At 30.6% G+C, this 19,888-nt stretch carries 19 protein-coding genes; 5 read left to right on the top strand and 14 right to left on the bottom strand.

The window, feature by feature from the left end; genetic code table 11:
* The first annotated feature begins 135 nt into the window (after positions 1–135).
* From CVD18_RS23400 to CVD18_RS17035, 3 genes are all read left to right on the top strand, one after another.
* Positions 136–267: a hypothetical protein gene (locus CVD18_RS23400; RefSeq protein WP_255409464.1), complete on the top strand. Its 132-nt coding sequence runs from the start codon at positions 136–138 to the stop codon at positions 265–267.
* Between the two features lie 223 nt (positions 268–490).
* Positions 491–2,032, top strand: a complete 1,542-nt coding sequence (locus CVD18_RS17030) for a polyamine aminopropyltransferase (protein WP_233194574.1) — start codon at positions 491–493, stop codon at positions 2,030–2,032.
* A 9-nt stretch (positions 2,033–2,041) separates the two neighbouring features.
* The gene (locus tag CVD18_RS17035; RefSeq protein WP_103866628.1) at positions 2,042–3,553 is read left to right on the top strand and encodes an NAD(P)/FAD-dependent oxidoreductase; all 1,512 of its coding nucleotides are present in this window, start codon (positions 2,042–2,044) and stop codon (positions 3,551–3,553) included.
* 10 nt (positions 3,554–3,563) lie between these two features.
* On the opposite strand, the gene CVD18_RS17040 is transcribed toward CVD18_RS17035, so the two are convergent.
* The 14 genes from CVD18_RS17040 to CVD18_RS17105 form a co-directional block, all read right to left on the bottom strand.
* A complete protein-coding gene (locus CVD18_RS17040) occupies positions 3,564–5,102 on the bottom strand; it encodes a polyamine aminopropyltransferase (protein WP_103866629.1) in 1,539 nt (512 codons plus the stop codon).
* Positions 5,103–5,126: 24 nt separating this feature from the next.
* Positions 5,127–5,996 (bottom strand): DUF350 domain-containing protein, encoded by an 870-nt coding sequence (locus CVD18_RS17045; RefSeq protein WP_103866630.1) that lies wholly within the window; start codon positions 5,994–5,996, stop codon positions 5,127–5,129.
* Positions 5,997–6,032: 36 nt separating this feature from the next.
* Positions 6,033–6,743, bottom strand: coding sequence for a hypothetical protein (locus CVD18_RS17050; protein WP_103866631.1), 711 nt, complete (start codon positions 6,741–6,743; stop codon positions 6,033–6,035).
* Between the two features lie 10 nt (positions 6,744–6,753).
* Complete coding sequence (locus CVD18_RS17055) at positions 6,754–7,287, bottom strand: DUF4178 domain-containing protein (protein WP_103866632.1); 534 nt, start codon at positions 7,285–7,287, stop codon at positions 6,754–6,756.
* Between the two features lie 5 nt (positions 7,288–7,292).
* Positions 7,293–8,093 (bottom strand): ion transporter, encoded by an 801-nt coding sequence (locus CVD18_RS17060; protein WP_103866633.1) that lies wholly within the window; start codon positions 8,091–8,093, stop codon positions 7,293–7,295.
* Positions 8,083–8,457, bottom strand: a complete 375-nt coding sequence (gene speD, locus CVD18_RS17065) for an adenosylmethionine decarboxylase (protein WP_103866634.1) — start codon at positions 8,455–8,457, stop codon at positions 8,083–8,085. The genes CVD18_RS17060 and speD overlap by 11 nt, the downstream gene beginning before the upstream one ends.
* A gap of 51 nt (positions 8,458–8,508) precedes the next feature.
* Complete coding sequence (locus CVD18_RS17070; protein ID WP_103866635.1) at positions 8,509–9,234, bottom strand: PspA/IM30 family protein; 726 nt, start codon at positions 9,232–9,234, stop codon at positions 8,509–8,511.
* An 11-nt stretch (positions 9,235–9,245) separates the two neighbouring features.
* Positions 9,246–9,641, bottom strand: coding sequence for a YbjN domain-containing protein (locus CVD18_RS17075; protein WP_103866636.1), 396 nt, complete (start codon positions 9,639–9,641; stop codon positions 9,246–9,248).
* Positions 9,642–10,600: 959 nt separating this feature from the next.
* A complete protein-coding gene (locus CVD18_RS17080; RefSeq protein WP_233194575.1) occupies positions 10,601–11,347 on the bottom strand; it encodes a gamma-glutamyl-gamma-aminobutyrate hydrolase family protein in 747 nt (248 codons plus the stop codon).
* 15 nt (positions 11,348–11,362) lie between these two features.
* A complete protein-coding gene (locus CVD18_RS17085; RefSeq protein ID WP_103866637.1) occupies positions 11,363–12,535 on the bottom strand; it encodes a hypothetical protein in 1,173 nt (390 codons plus the stop codon).
* A 132-nt stretch (positions 12,536–12,667) separates the two neighbouring features.
* Positions 12,668–13,609 (bottom strand): diiron oxygenase, encoded by a 942-nt coding sequence (locus CVD18_RS17090; RefSeq protein ID WP_103866638.1) that lies wholly within the window; start codon positions 13,607–13,609, stop codon positions 12,668–12,670.
* Between the two features lie 319 nt (positions 13,610–13,928).
* A complete protein-coding gene (locus tag CVD18_RS17095) occupies positions 13,929–14,282 on the bottom strand; it encodes a hypothetical protein (protein WP_103866639.1) in 354 nt (117 codons plus the stop codon).
* Positions 14,283–14,994: 712 nt separating this feature from the next.
* Positions 14,995–16,107, bottom strand: a complete 1,113-nt coding sequence (locus CVD18_RS17100) for a glycerate kinase (RefSeq protein ID WP_103866640.1) — start codon at positions 16,105–16,107, stop codon at positions 14,995–14,997.
* Positions 16,108–16,178: 71 nt separating this feature from the next.
* The gene (locus CVD18_RS17105) at positions 16,179–17,426 is read right to left on the bottom strand and encodes a hypothetical protein (protein ID WP_146052822.1); all 1,248 of its coding nucleotides are present in this window, start codon (positions 17,424–17,426) and stop codon (positions 16,179–16,181) included.
* Positions 17,427–18,039: 613 nt separating this feature from the next.
* Here CVD18_RS17105 and CVD18_RS17110 point away from each other — a divergent pair.
* A complete protein-coding gene (locus CVD18_RS17110; RefSeq protein WP_158250484.1) occupies positions 18,040–18,927 on the top strand; it encodes an AraC family transcriptional regulator in 888 nt (295 codons plus the stop codon).
* A gap of 779 nt (positions 18,928–19,706) precedes the next feature.
* Positions 19,707–19,888, top strand: a 182-nt coding sequence (locus tag CVD18_RS17115; protein ID WP_146052779.1) for a transposase, incomplete at its 3' end; no start/stop codon positions are given.

Raw genomic sequence — 19,888 nt, forward strand, 5'->3', positions numbered from 1 at the left:
TGGATGGACGGATTATTTAGTCAAATCAAGAATCTAAGTCCTCCTTTTGTATATTCCAATGCATAAAGCGGGTTTAAATATCATTGTACTTACCACTACAAAAAGTATACATGGGTTAATAAGACATGCATAAACATGAATAAGAAAGATTATAAAACCCTGTTATTCAAAAGAAAAACAACACCATTAAGGACTCAAAATGAATTAATAAATGTATCTGATAATAATAAGACACCATATAAATGTATAGGTAATGTTGTGGTGTAAATATTTTTTTTGCAAGTCGATTTGTAGTTGTATTAAAATATTCTAAAATTCTTACCCTACGTTCTTAAGATATTTTTGTTTATATCCAGAATATACAATTAGTTTCGTTTTGACTTTAAGAATATTTAAAATGATATACTATCTTTCATTATTTTCTATGTAATTTTGAATACTCATAGATTACTTACTATTCAACTAAGTTATAATAAAACAACACATTCAATTGTCACAAAAAAAGTCTAGAATTCTTAAACTAGCTCTATTTGCTACAGGACTTTCTGGGATTGTAGCCGAGTATATATTATCAACTTTAGCGACTTATTTTCTTGGAGATTCTGTTTTTCAATGGACCATGATCCTCTCAATTATGTTATTTTCTATGGGAATAGGAAGTAGATTAAGTACGCTTTTTACTTCAAAAATTTTAGAAAAATTTTTGATTGCCGAATTTTTATTATCATTACTTACATCTACCGCTGCGCTCGCTACTTATTTTTTGATGGGAGTTACTGAAAATATTGGTGTGGTTATCTATGGTTTTAGCATTGCCATAGGATTATTAATAGGTATGGAAATTCCATTAGTAATTCGTATTAATGAAAGCAATGAAGAATTGAGAACTAATATTGCTGGCGTGATGGAGAATGATTATTACGGTAGTCTTATTGGTGGTTTATTCTTTGTTTTTATTGGTTTACCTTTTTTGGGTTTAACTCATACACCTTTTATACTTGGCGGCATTAATTTTCTGGTAGCTATTGCTCTTTTTATAAGGCTCAAAAAGCATGTTGATACTTCTTATCGCATACCTTTTACCATTACCATTCCTGCTATATTGTGTACTATTCTATTTTTAAGTTATAATGCAGATGAGATTGTACTGTATGGTGAGCAAAAACGATACAATGATAAGGTCGTATTTTCTAAACAAACACGGTATCAAAAAATCACCATTACACAATGGAAGGAGCACTATTGGTTGTATCTAAATTCTAGTAAACAACTCTGTACTTTTGATGAATTTCTATATCACGAACCTCTAGTACATCCAGTCATAAAACTAACTAAGGACCCTCGCAATATTCTTATTCTTGGTGCAGGGGATGGTTGTGCAATCAGAGAGGTATTAAAACATAAAGATGTAGAACAAATCACTTTGGTCGACATAGATCCCGAAATGACAAAAATAGGAAAGTCTCATGAGATTTTTACTACAATGAATGATAGTTCCTATTATAATCCAAAAGTAAAAGTTATCAATCAAGATGCTTTTCAGTTTCTAGAGGAATCTGATACTTTTTATGATGTTATGATTCTTGATTTCCCAGACCCCAAAAGCATTGATTTAAATAGAGTATATACCAAAGAGTTTTATAGACTCTGTCATCGCAGGCTTCGACCTTTTGGACATATTATTACTCAGGCAGTAAGCCCGTATTATACAACAAAAGCGTTTAAATCTATAGAAAAAACATTAGGAGCATCAGGATTTACTACCCTTCCTATTCATAATCATGTATATTCATTTGGAGAATGGGGTTGGGTTATTGGTTCTAAATATGAATCTAAAAAGGAGATTAAAAATCGTCTTTTAGAAATGACCTTTGAAGATATAGAAGCTCGATGGATTACTAATGAATCTATGAATTTAATGACTTCCTTTGGAAAAGATTTGGTAAAAATAGATAGTGTAGAAGTAAATACAGTTCGCAACCCCGTTTTATATAAATATTACTTAGGCGGAACGTGGGCTAAATTTTTATAATCTATACTAATGGATCGACGTCAATTTTTATACCTCAGCGGAGGACTAATTACCATCGTAGCATGTAAAAAATGGAACGGAAAGATTGTGCCTAAACTAAATTTCCCTATTCGTATTGATTCTAATAGCGCTACTGGACATCTTGTTAAATCTGCCATTCAATTACCAATAACTTCTACCGTACTTACAGAGACACTTATTGTGGGCGGAGGAATCTCTGGACTCGCTGCTGCTTGCTCCTTACCGTCAAATGATTTTATAGTTTGCGAATTAAATTCGAGTTTAGGTGGTACTTCTAGTGCAATATCTATAAACAACACACGATATTCACAAGGCGCTCATTATGAGCACACCTACTTACACAATTATGGAAAAGAAGGTTTAGAGTTACTCAAAAAACTAGACATAATACAATTTAATTCACACACCAATTTATGGGACTTCATAGATCAACAACATCTTATTGCTCCTGATCAAGAGGAAGCATGTTATGTACATGGAGAAATGAAAGCTTCTATACTACCAAACTCTGATTTACGTAAAAACTTTTTTTCCTTATTACAAGATTTAAAAGGAGAGTTTCTTTTACCAAGCACATTGATTTCTTCAAAATTTCATGATCTTGATCATATCACATTCTATGACTATCTCAATAAATATTTACCTATTGACAGCACTTTTATTAATGCTATAGATTATCAAATGCTAGATGATTATGGGGGTACCTCTAAACAAATTTCAGCATTAGCAGGGATTCATTACTATACCTGCAGACCGTATTATACCAATAAGAATATCGCTTTATTTTCACCAACAGAAGGGAACTATTATTTTATAAAAAAAATGGCAGATCGACTTCCTTCTGACAATATACAATGTGATCATTTAGTTTTTGGCATGAAAAAGGAAACCAATAAATGGCATATCGATGTATTAGACACCAAAAATATGCTCAGAAAAAAAATAATTGCTAATACCGTGATTTATGGTGGGCAAAAACATGCTTTACAATACATTCACCCTAGCTCACATCTTCAATTTAAGGATGTTTCTTATACTCCTTGGGTAATTATTAATGTAGTCCTTACAGATGCTATCACATTACCTGGCAGTAAATGGCAAAATGATTTTATATCGCCAGACATGACTTTTTTAGGCTTTACTGATTCTAAAATTCAGAATCAAGATCATGAGCGTGTATTGACTGCATATTACTGTTTTCCAGACATGCATCATTATAGTGTTCAGAACATCGAAACTTCTTATGATATTATAGTACTCGAAACGATACAAAAAATGTCTACTTATTACAAAAAAGACATTAGTAATGCTGTAAAAGAAGTATACGTTAAATTATTAGGACATGCTATGCCAATCCCTAAACTAGGTTACTTAACTAAATCTAGAAATCTATTAACGGATGGCCTGGCCTTTGCAGGAGCAGATACAGGGCGTTTACCACTTTTGTTTGATGCTATAGATTCTGGTATACAAGCTGCAAAAATGGTTTCTAACACATAATCTAATTTCTTTAATACATATCCCAATTACCATCTAGATAATATTTATAAAGCATAGGGGAATTAATGGTATTGATTTCAACCATAGTAGTATCTATAAGTGGTTTCCCAAAAGAAGTAATCAGGTCGATGGCTTCTTGGTTAAGCCATTTATTATTAAGTTTCTTATATGAGGTTTGTTTTAACCTGTTTATCATCTGTTTTTTGGTATATTTTTTACTACCTAAAACCCAACCCCATTCTCCTAAAGTCAATACCTGATTGTGCATTTGTAAATTTGTAAAACCAGCAGCTTTCATCGTTTTATCGATACAGAAAAATGCTTTTGTTGCATAATACGGGCTTCCTGCCTGAGTAATAATATGGCCGTTAGGTCTAAGTGCATGATGTGCCAAATGATAAAACTCTAATGAATACAACTTATTTATTTCGATGGTTTTTGCATCAGGTAAATCTATAATAATGACATCATAAAAAGTTTCGTTTTTTTCTAAAAAAGTAAAACCATCATCATTAACTATCTTTACTTTGGGGTGATGTAATGCTGATTCATTATATTTTACAATTCCTTCAAATTCTTTTCCCAATTTTGTCATTGCAGGGTCTAGATCTACAACAGTAATAGTACTCACTTCCTTATACTTAAGCAGCTCTTTAACATTAAAACCATCTCCTCCGCCTATAATTAGAATATTTTTGTGTTCTGGTGTCAAAGCCATAATAGGGTGTACCATAGGCTCATGATATAGAAATTCATCAAAAGTGCTTAACTGTTGGTTTCCGTTAATGAACAACCAATAATGTTCTTTCCATTGAGTAATGGTGATTTTTTGATATTCAGACTGTTCCTGATATACAATTTTATCTTTATACCTTGATTGCTCACTATATAAAATGATGTTTTCAGATTTAATGAATCCTATGCTTAGTATAGAAATTAAAGCAAGTATACTACCAATGATCCATCTTTTTTCTAGTACAAGCAAACTTCTATAATTCCAAAATAGAAGCACAGCTACAACAAAGTTAAGAGCTCCAAAGGTAAAAGCTGTATTGGTAATTCCTAGATATGGTAGCCCCCAAAAGGCGAATAGTAATCCACCGATTAAACTACCTATATAATCCCAGGACATAATATTGGATATGTTTTTATTGAGAGGCTCATAAACCTCATTTAATCGTGTTGCCAGAGGGATTTCAAAACCAATACAAAAGCCTACTAGTAAAGCTAACCCATAGATAAGAACATGTATAAATTCACTTTTTGCAGCTATTGCATATACTAGTAAAGGGGAAAAACTTATTAAAAGTGATAAAGAAAATTCTATAAAAAGAAATGTAAGTAATAGTCGTTTGGTTACTAACCGGCTTGTATGACTACCGATTCCCATAGCAAAAAGCATTATCGATAGTACTATTGTCCATTGTATAATAACATCTCCTATAAAATAAGAGGCTAAAGTTGATAGTATAAATTCTGAAGTTAAACCAGAAATCCCTGTTGCAAAAATAGCTATTTTAAGCCAAAAGCCTTTTTTTATTTGTAACATGAGTCTTTAAGGATTAAATAACTTTTAGGAAAAACTTAGGCAAATAAGTATAGATCCTCCGATATATGAAAAAGCTTCAATAATTGCAGCTCCAATATTTGGTTTTTCTTGGTTTACAATTTCATCAGTAAGCTTTCTTTTGGGGAGTAATATTTTATCAGTCAAAAATCTAGCTAAAGGTAGCATTACTAACCCGATTCCTGTTTCTAGCAAGAAATTCTCTCCAACCAAAATCCAACTATCGGCCTCCATTTGTGCACCAAATCGTATAAGATTGGCAACAGCAATAATTGCTCCAGAAAATCCTATTCCTACAGCAACATTATCGTTTTTGATATGCTCATGGATATCATATGGGGTTATTAGATTATATACAATACTCACAAGCCACAAAACGAATTGTGAAATTACCCAAAGGATAAGAATTTCTATAAAATTATCATGATTTTCTACAATTACTCCATAGATCACCAATGCATTAGCAATACATATTGCCCCTTCAAGAACGCCAACCCCTACATTTTGATCTCTAATTATTTCTTCTTTAATCGAAAATTTTCTTAAGATCAGCTTATCAGAAATTACTATTGAAATATTTAATAGAACAATTGATAATAACCCGTAGATACCAACCTCTATAAGGTCATCTACAATATGAACAATACCATCACCAGAATACACTGCAGATATCACAATAATCAGTGCTATATAGTAGCCAACATTTGCAAATGAAAATGCCAAATTATCTTTTTTGACTAATTCATCATCAATATTAATACTCTTATGTACAAGCTGATATACTTTTTTTCCTATAAAAAATAACACAAAACTTATCAATAAATAAATTAACGCGGTAATCAGATTATCGATGGTTTCTAAAAAATTGAACTGCATATCGTATTGAGTTAATAATTTGTTACTTAAAAAAGTTTATTTACCAAATCCACTACTTCTAGATCTACTTCCTGACCTACTTCTCGAAGAAGAAGAAGAAGACCATCCAGATCTTGAAGCTCTTCTACTAAAAAAATTAGGTCTTGATTTTCTAGTTTGAGCAGAATTTGTTCCATAAAGTGACTTATTACCAGTTTTTGGCCCGTAATAACTTCTTTTCCCATAGTATCCTCCAGAGGAATAAGTTTGATAATCTCGTCTGTACACAGGTCTACTCATCATCCCAAACATCTGGTTCATAAACATGTACTGCCCATAGAACCCCCAAAAACTAACTCCATTATTAGTTCTCCATTCACCATACCTACTATCTCCAACATACCTATATCCTGGGGGTGAAGCTGCTTTTGAGATTTTACCTTGGCCTTGTTTTTCTAGGACTACCATCCCTAAATTATCTTCGTGTTTTAAGAAAAATTTCTCATCAACTTCAACCCAATCCGTGGCTTCTTCATATGGTTTGTCATCCTCATGTTTGATGATTCTATACTTATGCTTATATGTCTTAAAAAAAGTTCCCTCAACGTCCATATCCTCTAAAATCACAGAAAATTCTTCTTCATTACTATTCTCAACTATATAGTTATCTAAAGGAGTTTTCTTAAATTTTTTTGTACCACATCCTGTTATAATACTTATTATGAAGAGTGTTATTGTAGCTATTCTTATGCCATTTGATGTTATCATTTTTCTGTTTTTATCGTGGGAGAATATTTGAAAACTCAAATTCTTTAGCATAGTTTCCATGAGATGCTTCGAATTCTTCTTCTCCTACTCTAGTAATAGAAATTAATTCTTTGTTATCTGTATTTTGATAGGTCCAACTAATTAATTCAGAATATTGTTCATCCTTACCTTCTTCCATACAATGCCCTGGGCTTGATTCTTTTTTGGTGAAAATATTATTATTATAATGTATTTTGTTGGGTGCATCGTCATTGGCAATAATGATTTCAACTAAATCAGACTGAATCTCTAATAAATTGATTTTTTTCCAAACAGAACAGATCAATCCATCATCATCTTCAACATATAGATACAGAGATTCGTCTCCTGAGTCTAATAAATATTCTCTCGCAAAACAATTATTACCCCAATCATATATATATACTTTTTTGACTTCCCACGTTTTTATGAAATAATCGATCATAAAACCTTTTTTGAGGTCATTTACTGTAAAATCAACAATACTTTCACTTTTATCTTTTTTAAAAAAACTGAATATTCCCATACAAATTAATTTATATCCTTACCACAATGTTTACAAGTTTGACAGCTATCTTTATTTTCTAATGTATTACCAAATCCATTTGCTAAAATACCTGCGGGCAATGCGAATAGACCAACTCCTAAAATCGCCATGATTCCTGCCATAAATTTTCCTAAGCCTGTAATAGGGTATACATCTCCATAACCTACTGTAGTAAGTGTTGCTACCCCCCACCACATTGTTGCAGGAATACTTGAAAATGATTCTGGCTGAGCTTTATTCTCGACAAAATACATCAGACTAGATGAAATTACCAATAGAGTCAATACTGCAAAAAGTGAGATCACTAATTCTTCTTTTTTAGATTTAACTACATTTCTAATATGGCTAAAAGCTCGATTATATCTTGATAGTTTCAAAATTCTGAATAATCGAAGTAGTCTTATACCTCTAACAACTCTCGAATCTACACCTATTAATAAAGGAATATAGGCTGGTACAATTGCGATCAAATCAATAATGCTAGAAAAAGAAAACAAATATTTTAATCGCCCTTGAATTGGCTGTGAATATTCTTCTTTTTCTGTAATAGACCATATCCTTAAAATATACTCTATCGTAAATATATAAATAGAAAATATCTCTATGTAATCAAATATTAGCTGATAATCTCTTTTTAGGGAATTAACAGATTCAAGAATGATTGCAAGAATGTTTAAAAAAATCAACGAGATAATAAATAAGTCAATCCTTCGACTCCATCTATCATCAGATGCTCCTTTTTCAAGAATTTCATAGGAGCGTTTTTTAAAACTTTTATAATTCATTTAATTGATTTGTACTATGTATTAGCCCTCTTTCTACACTTTTATAACTATGGGTTTTAGATTCTAATTCTTTTGCTAAGATATCATATGCTTTTAGATAATCCATACTTGTATTGCAGGTAAAAAAATCTACCGCAGCATATTCATGCTCAGGCCAAGTATGTATTGCCAAATGACTTTCGGCTATAATCACAACACCTGTTACTCCTTGCGGAGAAAATTGATGAAATACTGATTTTATTATTGTTGATCCAGAACTATCAGCAGCTTCATTCATAGAGGCTTCTAAAATATTTAAATCATTAAGAATATCAGAAGAACATTTATGAAATTCCATTAGTATGTGTAACCCTAATCCATTCATCTACATTTTATTATATTTCTGTTATAAGTTTTTTTAGGATGTATCTATACTTTAACTATTTTGATCTGTGTTTTTATTAGCAGCCATTTTTGCTTTTAATGCGGCTAGACTATCTGATGCTTTACTAGCCGGCACGCTTCCTATAGCATTATCAATCTCATCATCTAACGATTTTCCTTCATTAGCAATACCTCCATATGCTTCAGACAATGCTTCTTCTTGTTCAACCTTATCTTTCATTCTTTCTAGTAATGAAATCGTATTAGAAGAATCAATCGCTGCAATTTGTTTGTTTAAATTTTTGGTTGCAGAAGCTACTTTTACTCTAGCTTTTAGTGTTTTTAGCTCATTTTCCCAAGAACTGATCTTTGACCTTAGTGTTTTAACATTTGTTTCTAGTTTGTTTACATTTTGACTAAATAACAATTGTTCTTTTGAGGCTCTTTCTACATGCGCTTCAGATTCTGCTTTTTTCTCTAATGCTACTCCAGCTAAACGATCGGCTTCATTAGCTGCAATTTCCCCTGACTCTACTTTTTGAAGTAATAAAATTGCTTTTCTTTCGTAATCAGCAGCTTTTTCTACTTCTTTAGAAATCTCATTTCTAGATCTAATTTCTAATGCTTTAACCTCTGCCAAAGCTTTTAAGCTACTTTCAAGATCTTTTTTCATATCCCTAATCCCCTGTTCTGTCATTTTTATAGGATCTTCTAACTTATCTATTACAGCGTTGGCTTCTGCTTTTCCAACGGTAAATAATCTTTTAAATAAACTCATTATATATATTTTTAGTTTTTTGAAAATGCAATTAATTCTTTTGAATACTCAGATAATAGGATACTTAGAGAATTAAGGGAGCCTTCTAATTCGTTTTGGTCTAAATTTGATATTTGTAAAGTATCTCTAAAAATTACAACCTTTCCTGATTCGTCCAAAACAAATGCTCCGTGAATAATCTCTCTGTTTTTCATAAGTAATTTTTGAAAAACATCAATTGATATGGATTTCAATTCTAAGAGATATTGTTCGATAATCAAAATAGGATCGGCACAATTAATAATACAGTTTTTAATCCCTGCGGATTCGGCATTTATAACTATAATCTGATCTTCTTCAATTGATGTTGTGATTGTATAACCTAGGTCTAAGACAAAATTTTTAACCTTACTAAAGTGGTCTTCCATTTACTATAGATTTTTAATTATTTTATTAAATTGTAATTAATACACCTTATAATTTTATTCAATTTCAAAGGTAAATATAATCAATTTATTATTATTTGCTAAAAAAATTAGCATTTACTACAAAAATGAGCAATTATTTTATAAAACATAATTTTAAAATATAACAAAAACACTAATAAACACAAGTATTTTAAGCAAAAACACTATTTGCATTAGCCATTAATTTATTTGAAGCCTACTCCTTAAACAAAAAAACAAAACAGCCCTAAAAATTAACACCACAATTATAATTGCTATTTATTTTAGCATTACACAAAGTACAGCTCACAAAAATCTCAGAGAACACGGATATACCCTTTTTATAATTTATTCTGGAATAAAAAAAAGGTTTTAAGATATAGTTTAGAGAAATCAAACACAACAATTAAGACGAATCAAAGATAATAGCAACGTATCCATAACCTAAAAACAAAAAAAACCTCATAAAAAATCTATAAGGCTTTGTACAGAAGACGAGACTGATCTCGAGATTTTTAGCTGAAAATTCCGAGTTAGCTATATAATATTCATCAAAATATGCTCCGACCAGTTAAAGAGATACTCTATTTAACAAAAAAGACAAAACTTTTAACCTCCTGGGTTAAAAATTCAACTGATAAAGCTAAACACTTCGTCAAAAAGACATATCAGAAGGTATTTTGAGTTAAACGGAGCATCCAATAGACCTACTGATGTATCGATGTTGTTAAAATTTTGACGATTGTTACTATAATTTTATCAACGCTTCTGGCTCGACCTCTTTTATAAATAAGATCAAATAATTTTCTTAATAATATGTCAAGTATTTAATGCTGTTGTAATAAAACATACAAAAAAAAGAGGTTAGTCAAAAAGTTTTTTTTGATCAACCTCTTTACATATTTAGTATATCTACTCGATAGTATCTAATAAATTTTATTTTAGAAACTATACGCTTGCTGATTCTTGTTTTTATACTCTTTAATAACATGATCCAGAAACGTAAATAAAAGTGTATTCATAAAATCAAAATCAATTTTATTTCTTAAGACTTCAATAGAATCAACATATTTTCTTGCGCTAAGTACTGCAAGCTCTTCAGTAGAATTCTCAATCAAACCCTCAATACAACTTGCATTAAATTCCATGTGGCATTGTAATCCATACACCAAATCCGCATATTCGATAATCTGCCTAGGGCATCCTTCACTATAAGCCAAAACCTTGGCTTCTGGGGTTAACCCAGCCATATCACCATGCCAATGACCTACAACAGCATTGTCAGGAAAATGAACAAGTTTTGTGTGGATATGTCCTTCTTTGGTTTTCATTATCGGAAAATAACCAATTTCTGGTTCTGGACTTTTTTCTACAGGAGCACCTAATGCTTGCCCAATCATCTGTGCACCGAGACAAACACCTATAACAATTTTTTGGTGATCTATAAAATTTTTAATTAGTGCCATTTCTGCTATAGCATCAAAATAAGAACACTCTTCTTTGGTTGTATTGGGACTTTGTGGGCCTCCCATTACAATTAATCCATCTAGATTATCGATAGTTGTTGGCAGCTCTTCATTTAAATACACTCTAGAAAAAGAAACTTCATATCCTTTTTTTGAAATCCAATCTTTTATTACACCAAGGCCTTCAAATTCTTCATGAATAACAATATGTAATTTAATCATAATATAAGGTTTTAGTTATGTTATAGAAAATTCATGCTGAAATGTTGATTGCATCAGGTCTGATACATATTTTAGAATATATGTTTTATCCTTATTTTTTTCTGAAGCCGAGTTGTATAAGTCCCAAAATTCGTTTTCAAATTTATTACTAATCACCCCATCAGATATAATGATATTTGATATACTTCCTATTTTAGGCTTTGACTTTTTACGCATATTGGTTCTGAGTATAGTATTAGGGTGCTTAATTTCATAAGATAATTCAATCGTTTCTTCGGTTAAGCATAAATTGTAATTAGAATATCTAGAGATAGTCAAAAGATTAGATAACTGTTCCATCACTTCATCTATAGTTAACTCCATATCAAAATATTTTGGATTCACTAAATATTCTTTTAATGAATCTATTGAAATAAGATGGTATTTGTTGTAATTATTCACGTGACTTTTCCAAGCTTTTATTTCCTCCTTTCGCAGGGATACAACTTTTTTGATTTCTGTATCAGAATATCCTTTTTCTATATAAAATCGAATAATTGTAGACATTGGCAATGTAATCGTTGGCAAATATGATTCAGCCGTTAGTATATCACCTTTATAGTTTTTTAAAACGTGATTTATCTCTTGCTGTTCTTTGGCTGATTCATCATTAATTTGTAAACTAATCACATTATTAGCCTTTTTTTGTATATAAGGAGTCCACTCATAGGCATTCGTTTCTCCTAATTGCGCAAAGAAAGGTTTGCTGTTTTCAACAACTATAGAAGTTAACCAATGCGCATTAATAGATAAAATGTTATCTTTTTTTGAAGCCTCAATTAATTCTTCTTCTTTACTTTGATCATAAGACAGATAGAAGATAAATTCTACTCCTTGCTGTGTTAGATACTCAATCCTTTTTTCTAAATCAAGGTTTTGATCTTTTGCAGACTGACATATAATCCCCACTTGGGTTTTTATTGGCTTAACAAGTGTAAAAATAGCCGTATTATGATCTAATAAAGATAAATTTCTTAGCAAGATTCTACTATTCATTCTAGAGATCATTTTCATCCAATGATGAAATGTTTCTATGACTTCTTTTGAGTCTTTTTCTAGTAATAAATCTATATTAGAGCCATCGGATTCTGGTGTAGATATAAAAGCTACAATTAGATCTTTAAGGTTTTTTGTGGTGTCGGTTTTCATAAGTTTTAAGAGTATTTAATTTTTCGTTAAAAAATATCTAAAAGGAATCACACAATCTAAAATGACTGCACACTCAAATTTGTTTAAAATTTAGATCATGTGATAAGAGATGATTGTTTGTGAAGAACAATATTACACAGGAACTTTTAACAACTGATAATCATTAAAAGCATTTTCAATTTCTTCGATCTCAAACAACTTACTTTTTTTAAGCATGTTTTTTGTAGGGAAACTAGATTTCCTTACTCCTTCTATTATTTCTTCAGAACTTAAAAGATCATTTAAAATCTCTTCAGACTCTTCTTCAGAAAAAAATTGCAACAATACTTGTTTTAATACGTGAGCATCTGGATTTAAAAAGCCTAGCATCATCTTAGGGAGTTGTTCTCCTATTGTAATCTGTAGTTCTCTAGGCATTTTTGGCCATAAAATCTCAAAAAAATGCTTGAAATAAGCATGATGTTTTCCTTCGTCTGTAGCATGGTCAAGAGCAAATTCTCTGATTCCTTTTTGAACATTTTCATCATTAGGTAAGCCCATCAATGTTCCAGTAATTAACGTTTCTGAAATGATAACAAAAAAGACCTTTATCATTTTTTCTAGCTCCTTGGGTTGATTAAGAATAATCGCATCGAGCTCTTTTAGAAACATAGGTTCTAATCTAAGAGATTTAATTTTTGTATAATCCTCTATTTTTGAAATAAGTGAAAACGCCATTTCTGCATGTGCCCCTTCATCTACATAAATTTTTAATGCATCATCTTTCATTTCCTTGGATAACCAGGGTAAAAAAGAAGGCATTCTAATTAAATTACAAACTTCGTTTACTGGTCCTAATTCTAGCCAAACTGTAAATTCTAAGTAGTTATAAAGCTCTAATACAAGTAAAGAGTCAATTTTTTCCTTAGGTAAGCTAGCTACTTTAGGATGCTTTAGTAAAAGAGAAAGCTCTCTCGAATAGAAATCTAGACCTTCTTCAAAATCTTGAAGAGTAGGATGAGTATTTAAATGAACAATAGCAGTGTCTTGCCATTGTTTGAACCTAGAGATATACTCTTTTGTTGGTCGTGACATAATTTTAAAGGTTTTAAGATGTTATTGATATATATAAAATGTGTATTGATAATATCTATGGTTACTGGTATTATCAATCAACATGAAAATAAAATTTTAACAAAAAACAATACTTACTTGACATAAAAGCAATTATATGTTTTTTTGACATAAACGAATAATTACAGCTTGAACTTTATTTAACACACTTTAAATCAACTCTTTATAGATATTATTTAATTATTTTAAAAAAGTCAAGACAATTAATAATTTTATTTTAGGTTTAAAAAATTGAATAAGAGTGGAATTGATATCACTGCAGCCTTAGTAAAACAAGCAGCTATATCATAACAGATTCTAAGTTTCCACTATCTCCTGAGGGAGTTTCTCTGACGTGAATTCCTGCCAAGTGTTCTTTTGTTATAGTGAAACCTAAAACAAAAGATAATTTTAATCTTTCCTTATCAGTATGACAAAGTCTTACATCATACCCTTGCTCATGAGTGAGAACATCAAAACAGGTATCTCTTAGCATTCTTGCTAAAGCACAATATTTATTTAAAACTTCTTTAGATAGCCCAAATTGAGATTCCTCCTGACAAGTAGTTTTTTCAGAGGAATTAATCTCATCTCTTGAATAAGGTAATATGGAAAAAGCAGAATGCCTAAATGCACTAAATTTTAAATAATTCATAAGTATATGATTATATGAGTATCAGTCCAATAGTGTAAAGCTAGCTAATTAAAACAATTGAAACATATAACAACTTGTTAAATAAGTAATCAAATATCAAAAAATATCAAAAAAGACTAATACTCTTTCAATGATATTTAAATTCTATTACTGTTTCCTGTATACCACTTTATTCTTTTATTAAAGAATTATCAATAAAAACAAAAAAAAGACTGTCTATAAAGCAATTTAAACAGTCTTTCTTTTTTCGCTATTTTGAGATATACACAAATTTTTAAGAAGTTTATTATAGTTGTTTTAGATCACTAAACCCTCTTTTTTCAATTTATACGCCATACTCTACCTGTTTTTCTCAGAAAAAAACTTTGAAGCTCATATTTTGTTTGGTATAACCAAAAACAAACACCTTAACACCTTTACTATAATGTACTATTCCTTGTTAAATTAGTAATTTCTCTTTGGCATTACCCCTTAGATTACGCTCAACAATTCTATTGAAGATATCCTCTCTACCGATATAAGCTTGCTCATTCAACAAGAGAACCATTTGATTGAAAATCTATTTGTGCTATCTTTTTAAGTTGTTTGCCCTTCAAAATTGTCATTATGCTACAATCTTTCCTCATAACATGCCCCCTCCTTTATGCTTAAGTTTTGATAGCCTTATGACAATTTACAAACACAACCATAATAGCAGATAAATATTAAAAAATCAATTTTCAAGGATGTTTTTCGCTATCGTAACTAAGATAGCTCTCACATGGGAAAATGCTTCCTCTTCAGTTTGACAAAAAGAAATCACTGTCTCTAGCTTCTCAATATGTAGTTTATTAATTTGTTGAGAAGTAATTTCCGATTTCCCTACAATGGCATAAAACGTAATATCATTTTGAAAAGCATATTTTGCTACGTGAGACACCACTTTACCTTGCATAGTTTGTTTATCTATTTTACCCTCTCCTGATATAATAATATCGGCATTTTTACAGATAGTTTCAAAATCTGTTATATCAAAAACAATTTCTATTCCAGATTTTAATTGTGCATTAAAAAAAGCAATACTTCCCGCTCCTAATCCTCCTGACGCTCCACCACATGCTATGCTAGTAATATCTTTCTGTAAATAATCATTAACTTTCAAAGAAAAATGTTCTAATCCTTTATCTAACATAATTACCTCTTCTGGATTTGCTCCTTTTTGAGGGCCATATACATAGGCTGTACCATTTTTTCCTAACAAAGGATTATCAACATCACAAAGAACAACAAAATGAATATTCTTCAATCTATCAAAATGCTTTGGTTTTTCTATAGTATGAATTTTATCAAGGTTTTTTCCTATAGGAACTATCTCTCTATCTGTTTTGTCCAAAAATCGATACCCTAATGCTGATGCCATCCCTATTCCTACATCACAGGTTGCTGACCCCCCTATAAAAAGATATATTTTGGTTACTCCTTTATTAATGGCATCCATAATCAACTCACCTGTACCATAGCTAGTTGTATTAAAGCAGTTCCTCTCTTCTGGAGTTAACAAGACCAGCCCTGAAGCCTTTGCCATTTCTATATAAGCTATGTTATCAGTTTTTTTATAATAACTAGTTATGTTTCTCCAAAGTGGATCTTTTACTGTAATCGAAATAGTTTCTAAGTCTAAATACCTATCAAGGATTTCTAATGATCCATCACCCCCATCAGCCAATGGGTGTTTTACTACCTCTATAGTTGAATCATATTGATGAATACCTTCTGCAATAGAATCACAGACTTCATCTGCGCTCAATGAGCCTTTAAATTTATCAGGAGCAATTATTATTTTCATAGAAAAAAGGTTGGTTATAAAGTTATTTAATTAAGTTTAAGTACGACATTTATACTTTAAAACTACATTGATTAAAAGTGAAGTGAAGTGGCTAAAACAAATCTAAAGTGACCTATGTTTTCAATATCCTTTACTACATATTTAGTATCAGGGATACCATATGCAGTATTATTATAAACAACCTCTCCTCTCAGCTTAACAGGCCCTATACCATATATCATTCTAGAAGACACTCGAAATGTATGATCTACATGCTCTCCTCTTACATAGGCATCTCCAACAATAACCTTATCAGCTCCATAATTCTTGAGGTACCCTCCATAAAAACCTAATATGATTTTTTTTTCCAACAGACTTTTTTCATAGTCAAGCCAATAACTACCTGTTCGTAGATTAGTATACTCTGCCTCTCCATTATCATTAAAACCTGATACTCCATACCCTCCTACCATAACAAAATTATACATATTCTGACCATATATTGCTCCTAGTCTAAAAGTGTTCTTTTTTGCCTTAATTCTGCTAAAAACATTGAATTGAAAACTCCCAATACTTTCTTCTGATTTTATAATTTCATTTGCTGTATTTTCAAAAGACAACTGAGGTTTTAATACTTTATATCCTGCGACTATTCCTATAAGAAAATTTGATTTTACTCCAGTTACATAACTGATATTCATTTCTGGAATTCCAGAATTCCTAATATATTTACTAGAAGTCCCGTCTGGCCCTGTAGATTTGAAATCTAATTGTGTTAATGCCGTTATAGAGAATTGTGAATTTTCTGTTGCTTTATATGTTAACCTTACCTGAGGGTTTCGAGAAAGAGGATGAAAAGGAATTGCCCCTCCCCAAGAAACTATCTGAGGGAATGCGTATAATGAAAACATAGGACTCCAATAATTACCTAATAATAATTCTGTTTTATCCCAGTTTAACTTTACCATAGCATGACGCAATCGAAATAAGCCTATACGATCATTTGAAGTAGCTACAAAATCCCCTTCAATTAAACCTGATACTTTTGCGTTCAAAAAATCAGGGGCTTTAATTTTAGTTTGTAATCTAGAATGTACACTAAATATATTAAAACTTGGTCTGGCATTAATATCATTCCCGTTAGCATCCAATAATTCTGGAGCCGTAAATATCAACACATCTCCTTCTCTAGCAGAAACAGTTTGTCTAGTATCATAGATACTTTCTGCCCATACGAATCCATTAATTTTTACTGACACCCCTTTTTTTTCTTGTGCCTTGCTATTTATTATTACAAATAATAGCATAAAGAAAATTCTTAATGTTTTGATTTTAAACATAACTTTAGTTTTAATAATTCGATTTAATTTTTCATGAGAATACAGCGACCTTTCTTTGTATTTTCAATACAAATTACGATCAAACTTGTCCCTTCATTATAGGCACTAATCCAGCTAGCTGATACTATAAATTATCAGTAATCTTAACAAATCAGATAGATGTACTAGCTAATGAATCTAAATTTTTAGATTATTTAAAAAGACATTGAAATAATGTGTTTATGGGATACATTTAGTGTTTTTGCACAAACATCAAAAAACAAATTATTGATACTTGTTCAACTCTCTTAGACTTAAACCGCACTTAGTAACCACAAAATTATAAATTTCCTTAAATTAATAAGATAATCATAAACAAATAAGTAAAAAAATAAGAATATACCATAATATTCGTGTTTATATTTTGTTGTCTCATTATATTTGATAATTTTATGGAGTTATTTTATAAAGTCTTGTTGTATATAATCCTAACTACATAGAGGTTGACTTTATTACTCGATTATTTTAAGGTGAAATTATCAAATAGTCTGACTGCTTAAAAGAAATAAAATTGCACATGTTGCTACTTTATTTGCTTTTAGACAGTATTTCTTTAACTAAAACTGAAATAATTGTGAAACCAATATTAATTAACAAGAAAAACACTTCTCTTCAAGAATCTCTTTTAATAGATATCAAAATGTATCGTCAGATTTATAGCCTCTGGCACTATCATCAGGAATTAGAAATCCTTTATATTACAAATCACAAAGGAACAGCTTTTGTAGGTGATAGGGTTTTTTCATTTAACAAAAGCACTCTTATCTTTTTGGGATCTAACCTACCCCATATGTTTAAACCAGATAAATCATATAGAATTGCTCCAAATGATGGGATGGAGGCATTTCTCTTACATTTTCCTATTAACTTTATAACCTCAATCATTCAAAACACACCAGAATTTAATATTGTCAAAAAGCTACTTAAAAAAGCAGAAAGAGGAATTTTTTTCGAAAACAAGAAAAAAAACAGAGAGATTGCTATGGTTATGCAGAATATTTCGGAAAACAAAAATTACGATAGAATCCTACACTTTTTCAAATTATTAAAACTATTAGCCGAAGACAATGAGCATCATTTAATAGCGAGTGAAGGCTATACCAACTCACTAACCCTTCCAATTAGTCGCTTTGATAAAATATATGAATATACTATGCTCAATTTTAATGACCCTGAGATTTCCTTAGAAAGCGTAGCGAACTCTGTTTTCATGAACAAGGCTGCCTTTTGTAGATATTTTAAAAAAGTAACTCAGAAAACATTTTTTCAATTCTTAAACGAAATTAGAATTAGTTATGCATGTAAGTTCCTGCATGAAAATAATATTGAGCAAAACATCTCTGATATTGCTTTTTTATCTGGCTATAACACAATCTCAAATTTCAACAAACAGTTTAAGAAAATAATGAATATATCTCCAACTGAATATGTCAATATAAGAAAAGGTAATCCTAAAATATAGAACAGGATCTCTTATTTTTTAATTCGGCATAAATTAAGCTAAAACCTATTATTTAAAATGACTCACACTGTTACAAACACGACATCAACAGTTAATTGTTTTTAGCTTTATTTCCAGAAACAAAACCAACTCAATTGTTATATATTATACCAATTATAAATTAAATTGAGCTTTAAAATTCTTAAGGATGTCAATATTTTTTTATAGAATAGAACCCTGTACTATCAATAATTACTGTTTTCAATTCCTTAAGTTTATACAAAGAGAATTTCTTAAGATAGACTTGAGGAATTAAGATATCAACTCCTTCTAACCTACCAAGTAAAACAACTTCCGTCAATTAGAAAGAAGCTTCCATATAAGTACGTGTTCCTGAAAGCTTGTTGGTAATTCACTATTGGTTTTACTCCTTTTGCCGTGAGAACAACACCTAGATGTGTCAGCAAGCCAACATCCTAAAAAAGAACCTTGAGATTCATTACCTTTGATTTCAAGCACTTTATGAAGTGCCTCATTGATAACTCCTTCACAATTACTGTCTCTTTTTAGGGCAACTAATGAAAATTACAATCAAAGTCTTTTACTGTTTTATTCATCATTTTAAAAACGAATGCCCCGCTATATAACTAGCAAGACCTGCTTAACAATCAAACTTTTTGCTTTTAATAACACAAAACTCTGAATACGCTGGCGGGCTTTAAAATTAATAGAAGATTTTGGAATATCTAGTTTTGTTAGGACGATTTTAAATAGCCCATAATGTTAAATATATTTGAATTATGGTAAAGCGAAAACATAGTAACGATTTTAAACTTATGATTGTAGAGTTATTACAATCAGGTCAAAGTGTACAGCAAGTGAGTTCAGAATATGATTTAGATGGAAGTATGATCCGTAAATGGCGTAAATCATATGAATCTACCTCTGGTAAATTCACTGTAAAACAGGAATTGAGTACAGA

This window comes from Aquimarina sp. I32.4 (assembly GCF_002924285.1).
In the GTDB taxonomy this organism is placed as follows: domain Bacteria; phylum Bacteroidota; class Bacteroidia; order Flavobacteriales; family Flavobacteriaceae; genus Aquimarina.

Excerpts from the sequence above, each read along its gene's own strand:
- CVD18_RS17075 (WP_103866636.1), bottom strand. The coding sequence starts at position 9,641 with ATGGAAGACCACTTTAGTAAGGTTAAAAATTTTGTCTTAGACCTAGGT.
- CVD18_RS17070 (WP_103866635.1), bottom strand. The coding sequence starts at position 9,234 with ATGAGTTTATTTAAAAGATTATTTACCGTTGGAAAAGCAGAAGCCAAC.
- CVD18_RS17040 (WP_103866629.1), bottom strand. The coding sequence starts at position 5,102 with ATGTTACAAATAAAAAAAGGCTTTTGGCTTAAAATAGCTATTTTTGCA.
- CVD18_RS17095 (WP_103866639.1), bottom strand. The coding sequence starts at position 14,282 with ATGAATTATTTAAAATTTAGTGCATTTAGGCATTCTGCTTTTTCCATA.
- CVD18_RS23400 (WP_255409464.1), top strand. The coding sequence starts at position 136 with ATGAATAAGAAAGATTATAAAACCCTGTTATTCAAAAGAAAAACAACA.
- CVD18_RS17055 (WP_103866632.1), bottom strand. The coding sequence starts at position 7,287 with ATGGGAATATTCAGTTTTTTTAAAAAAGATAAAAGTGAAAGTATTGTT.
- CVD18_RS17085 (WP_103866637.1), bottom strand. The coding sequence starts at position 12,535 with ATGAAAACCGACACCACAAAAAACCTTAAAGATCTAATTGTAGCTTTT.
- CVD18_RS17035 (WP_103866628.1), top strand. The coding sequence starts at position 2,042 with ATGGATCGACGTCAATTTTTATACCTCAGCGGAGGACTAATTACCATC.
- CVD18_RS17050 (WP_103866631.1), bottom strand. The coding sequence starts at position 6,743 with ATGATAACATCAAATGGCATAAGAATAGCTACAATAACACTCTTCATA.
- CVD18_RS17080 (WP_233194575.1), bottom strand. The coding sequence starts at position 11,347 with ATGATTAAATTACATATTGTTATTCATGAAGAATTTGAAGGCCTTGGT.
- CVD18_RS17100 (WP_103866640.1), bottom strand. The coding sequence starts at position 16,107 with ATGAAAATAATAATTGCTCCTGATAAATTTAAAGGCTCATTGAGCGCA.
- CVD18_RS17045 (WP_103866630.1), bottom strand. The coding sequence starts at position 5,996 with ATGCAGTTCAATTTTTTAGAAACCATCGATAATCTGATTACCGCGTTA.
- speD (WP_103866634.1), bottom strand. The coding sequence starts at position 8,457 with ATGAATGGATTAGGGTTACACATACTAATGGAATTTCATAAATGTTCT.
- CVD18_RS17105 (WP_146052822.1), bottom strand. The coding sequence starts at position 17,426 with ATGTTTAAAATCAAAACATTAAGAATTTTCTTTATGCTATTATTTGTA.
- CVD18_RS17090 (WP_103866638.1), bottom strand. The coding sequence starts at position 13,609 with ATGTCACGACCAACAAAAGAGTATATCTCTAGGTTCAAACAATGGCAA.
- CVD18_RS17060 (WP_103866633.1), bottom strand. The coding sequence starts at position 8,093 with ATGAATTATAAAAGTTTTAAAAAACGCTCCTATGAAATTCTTGAAAAA.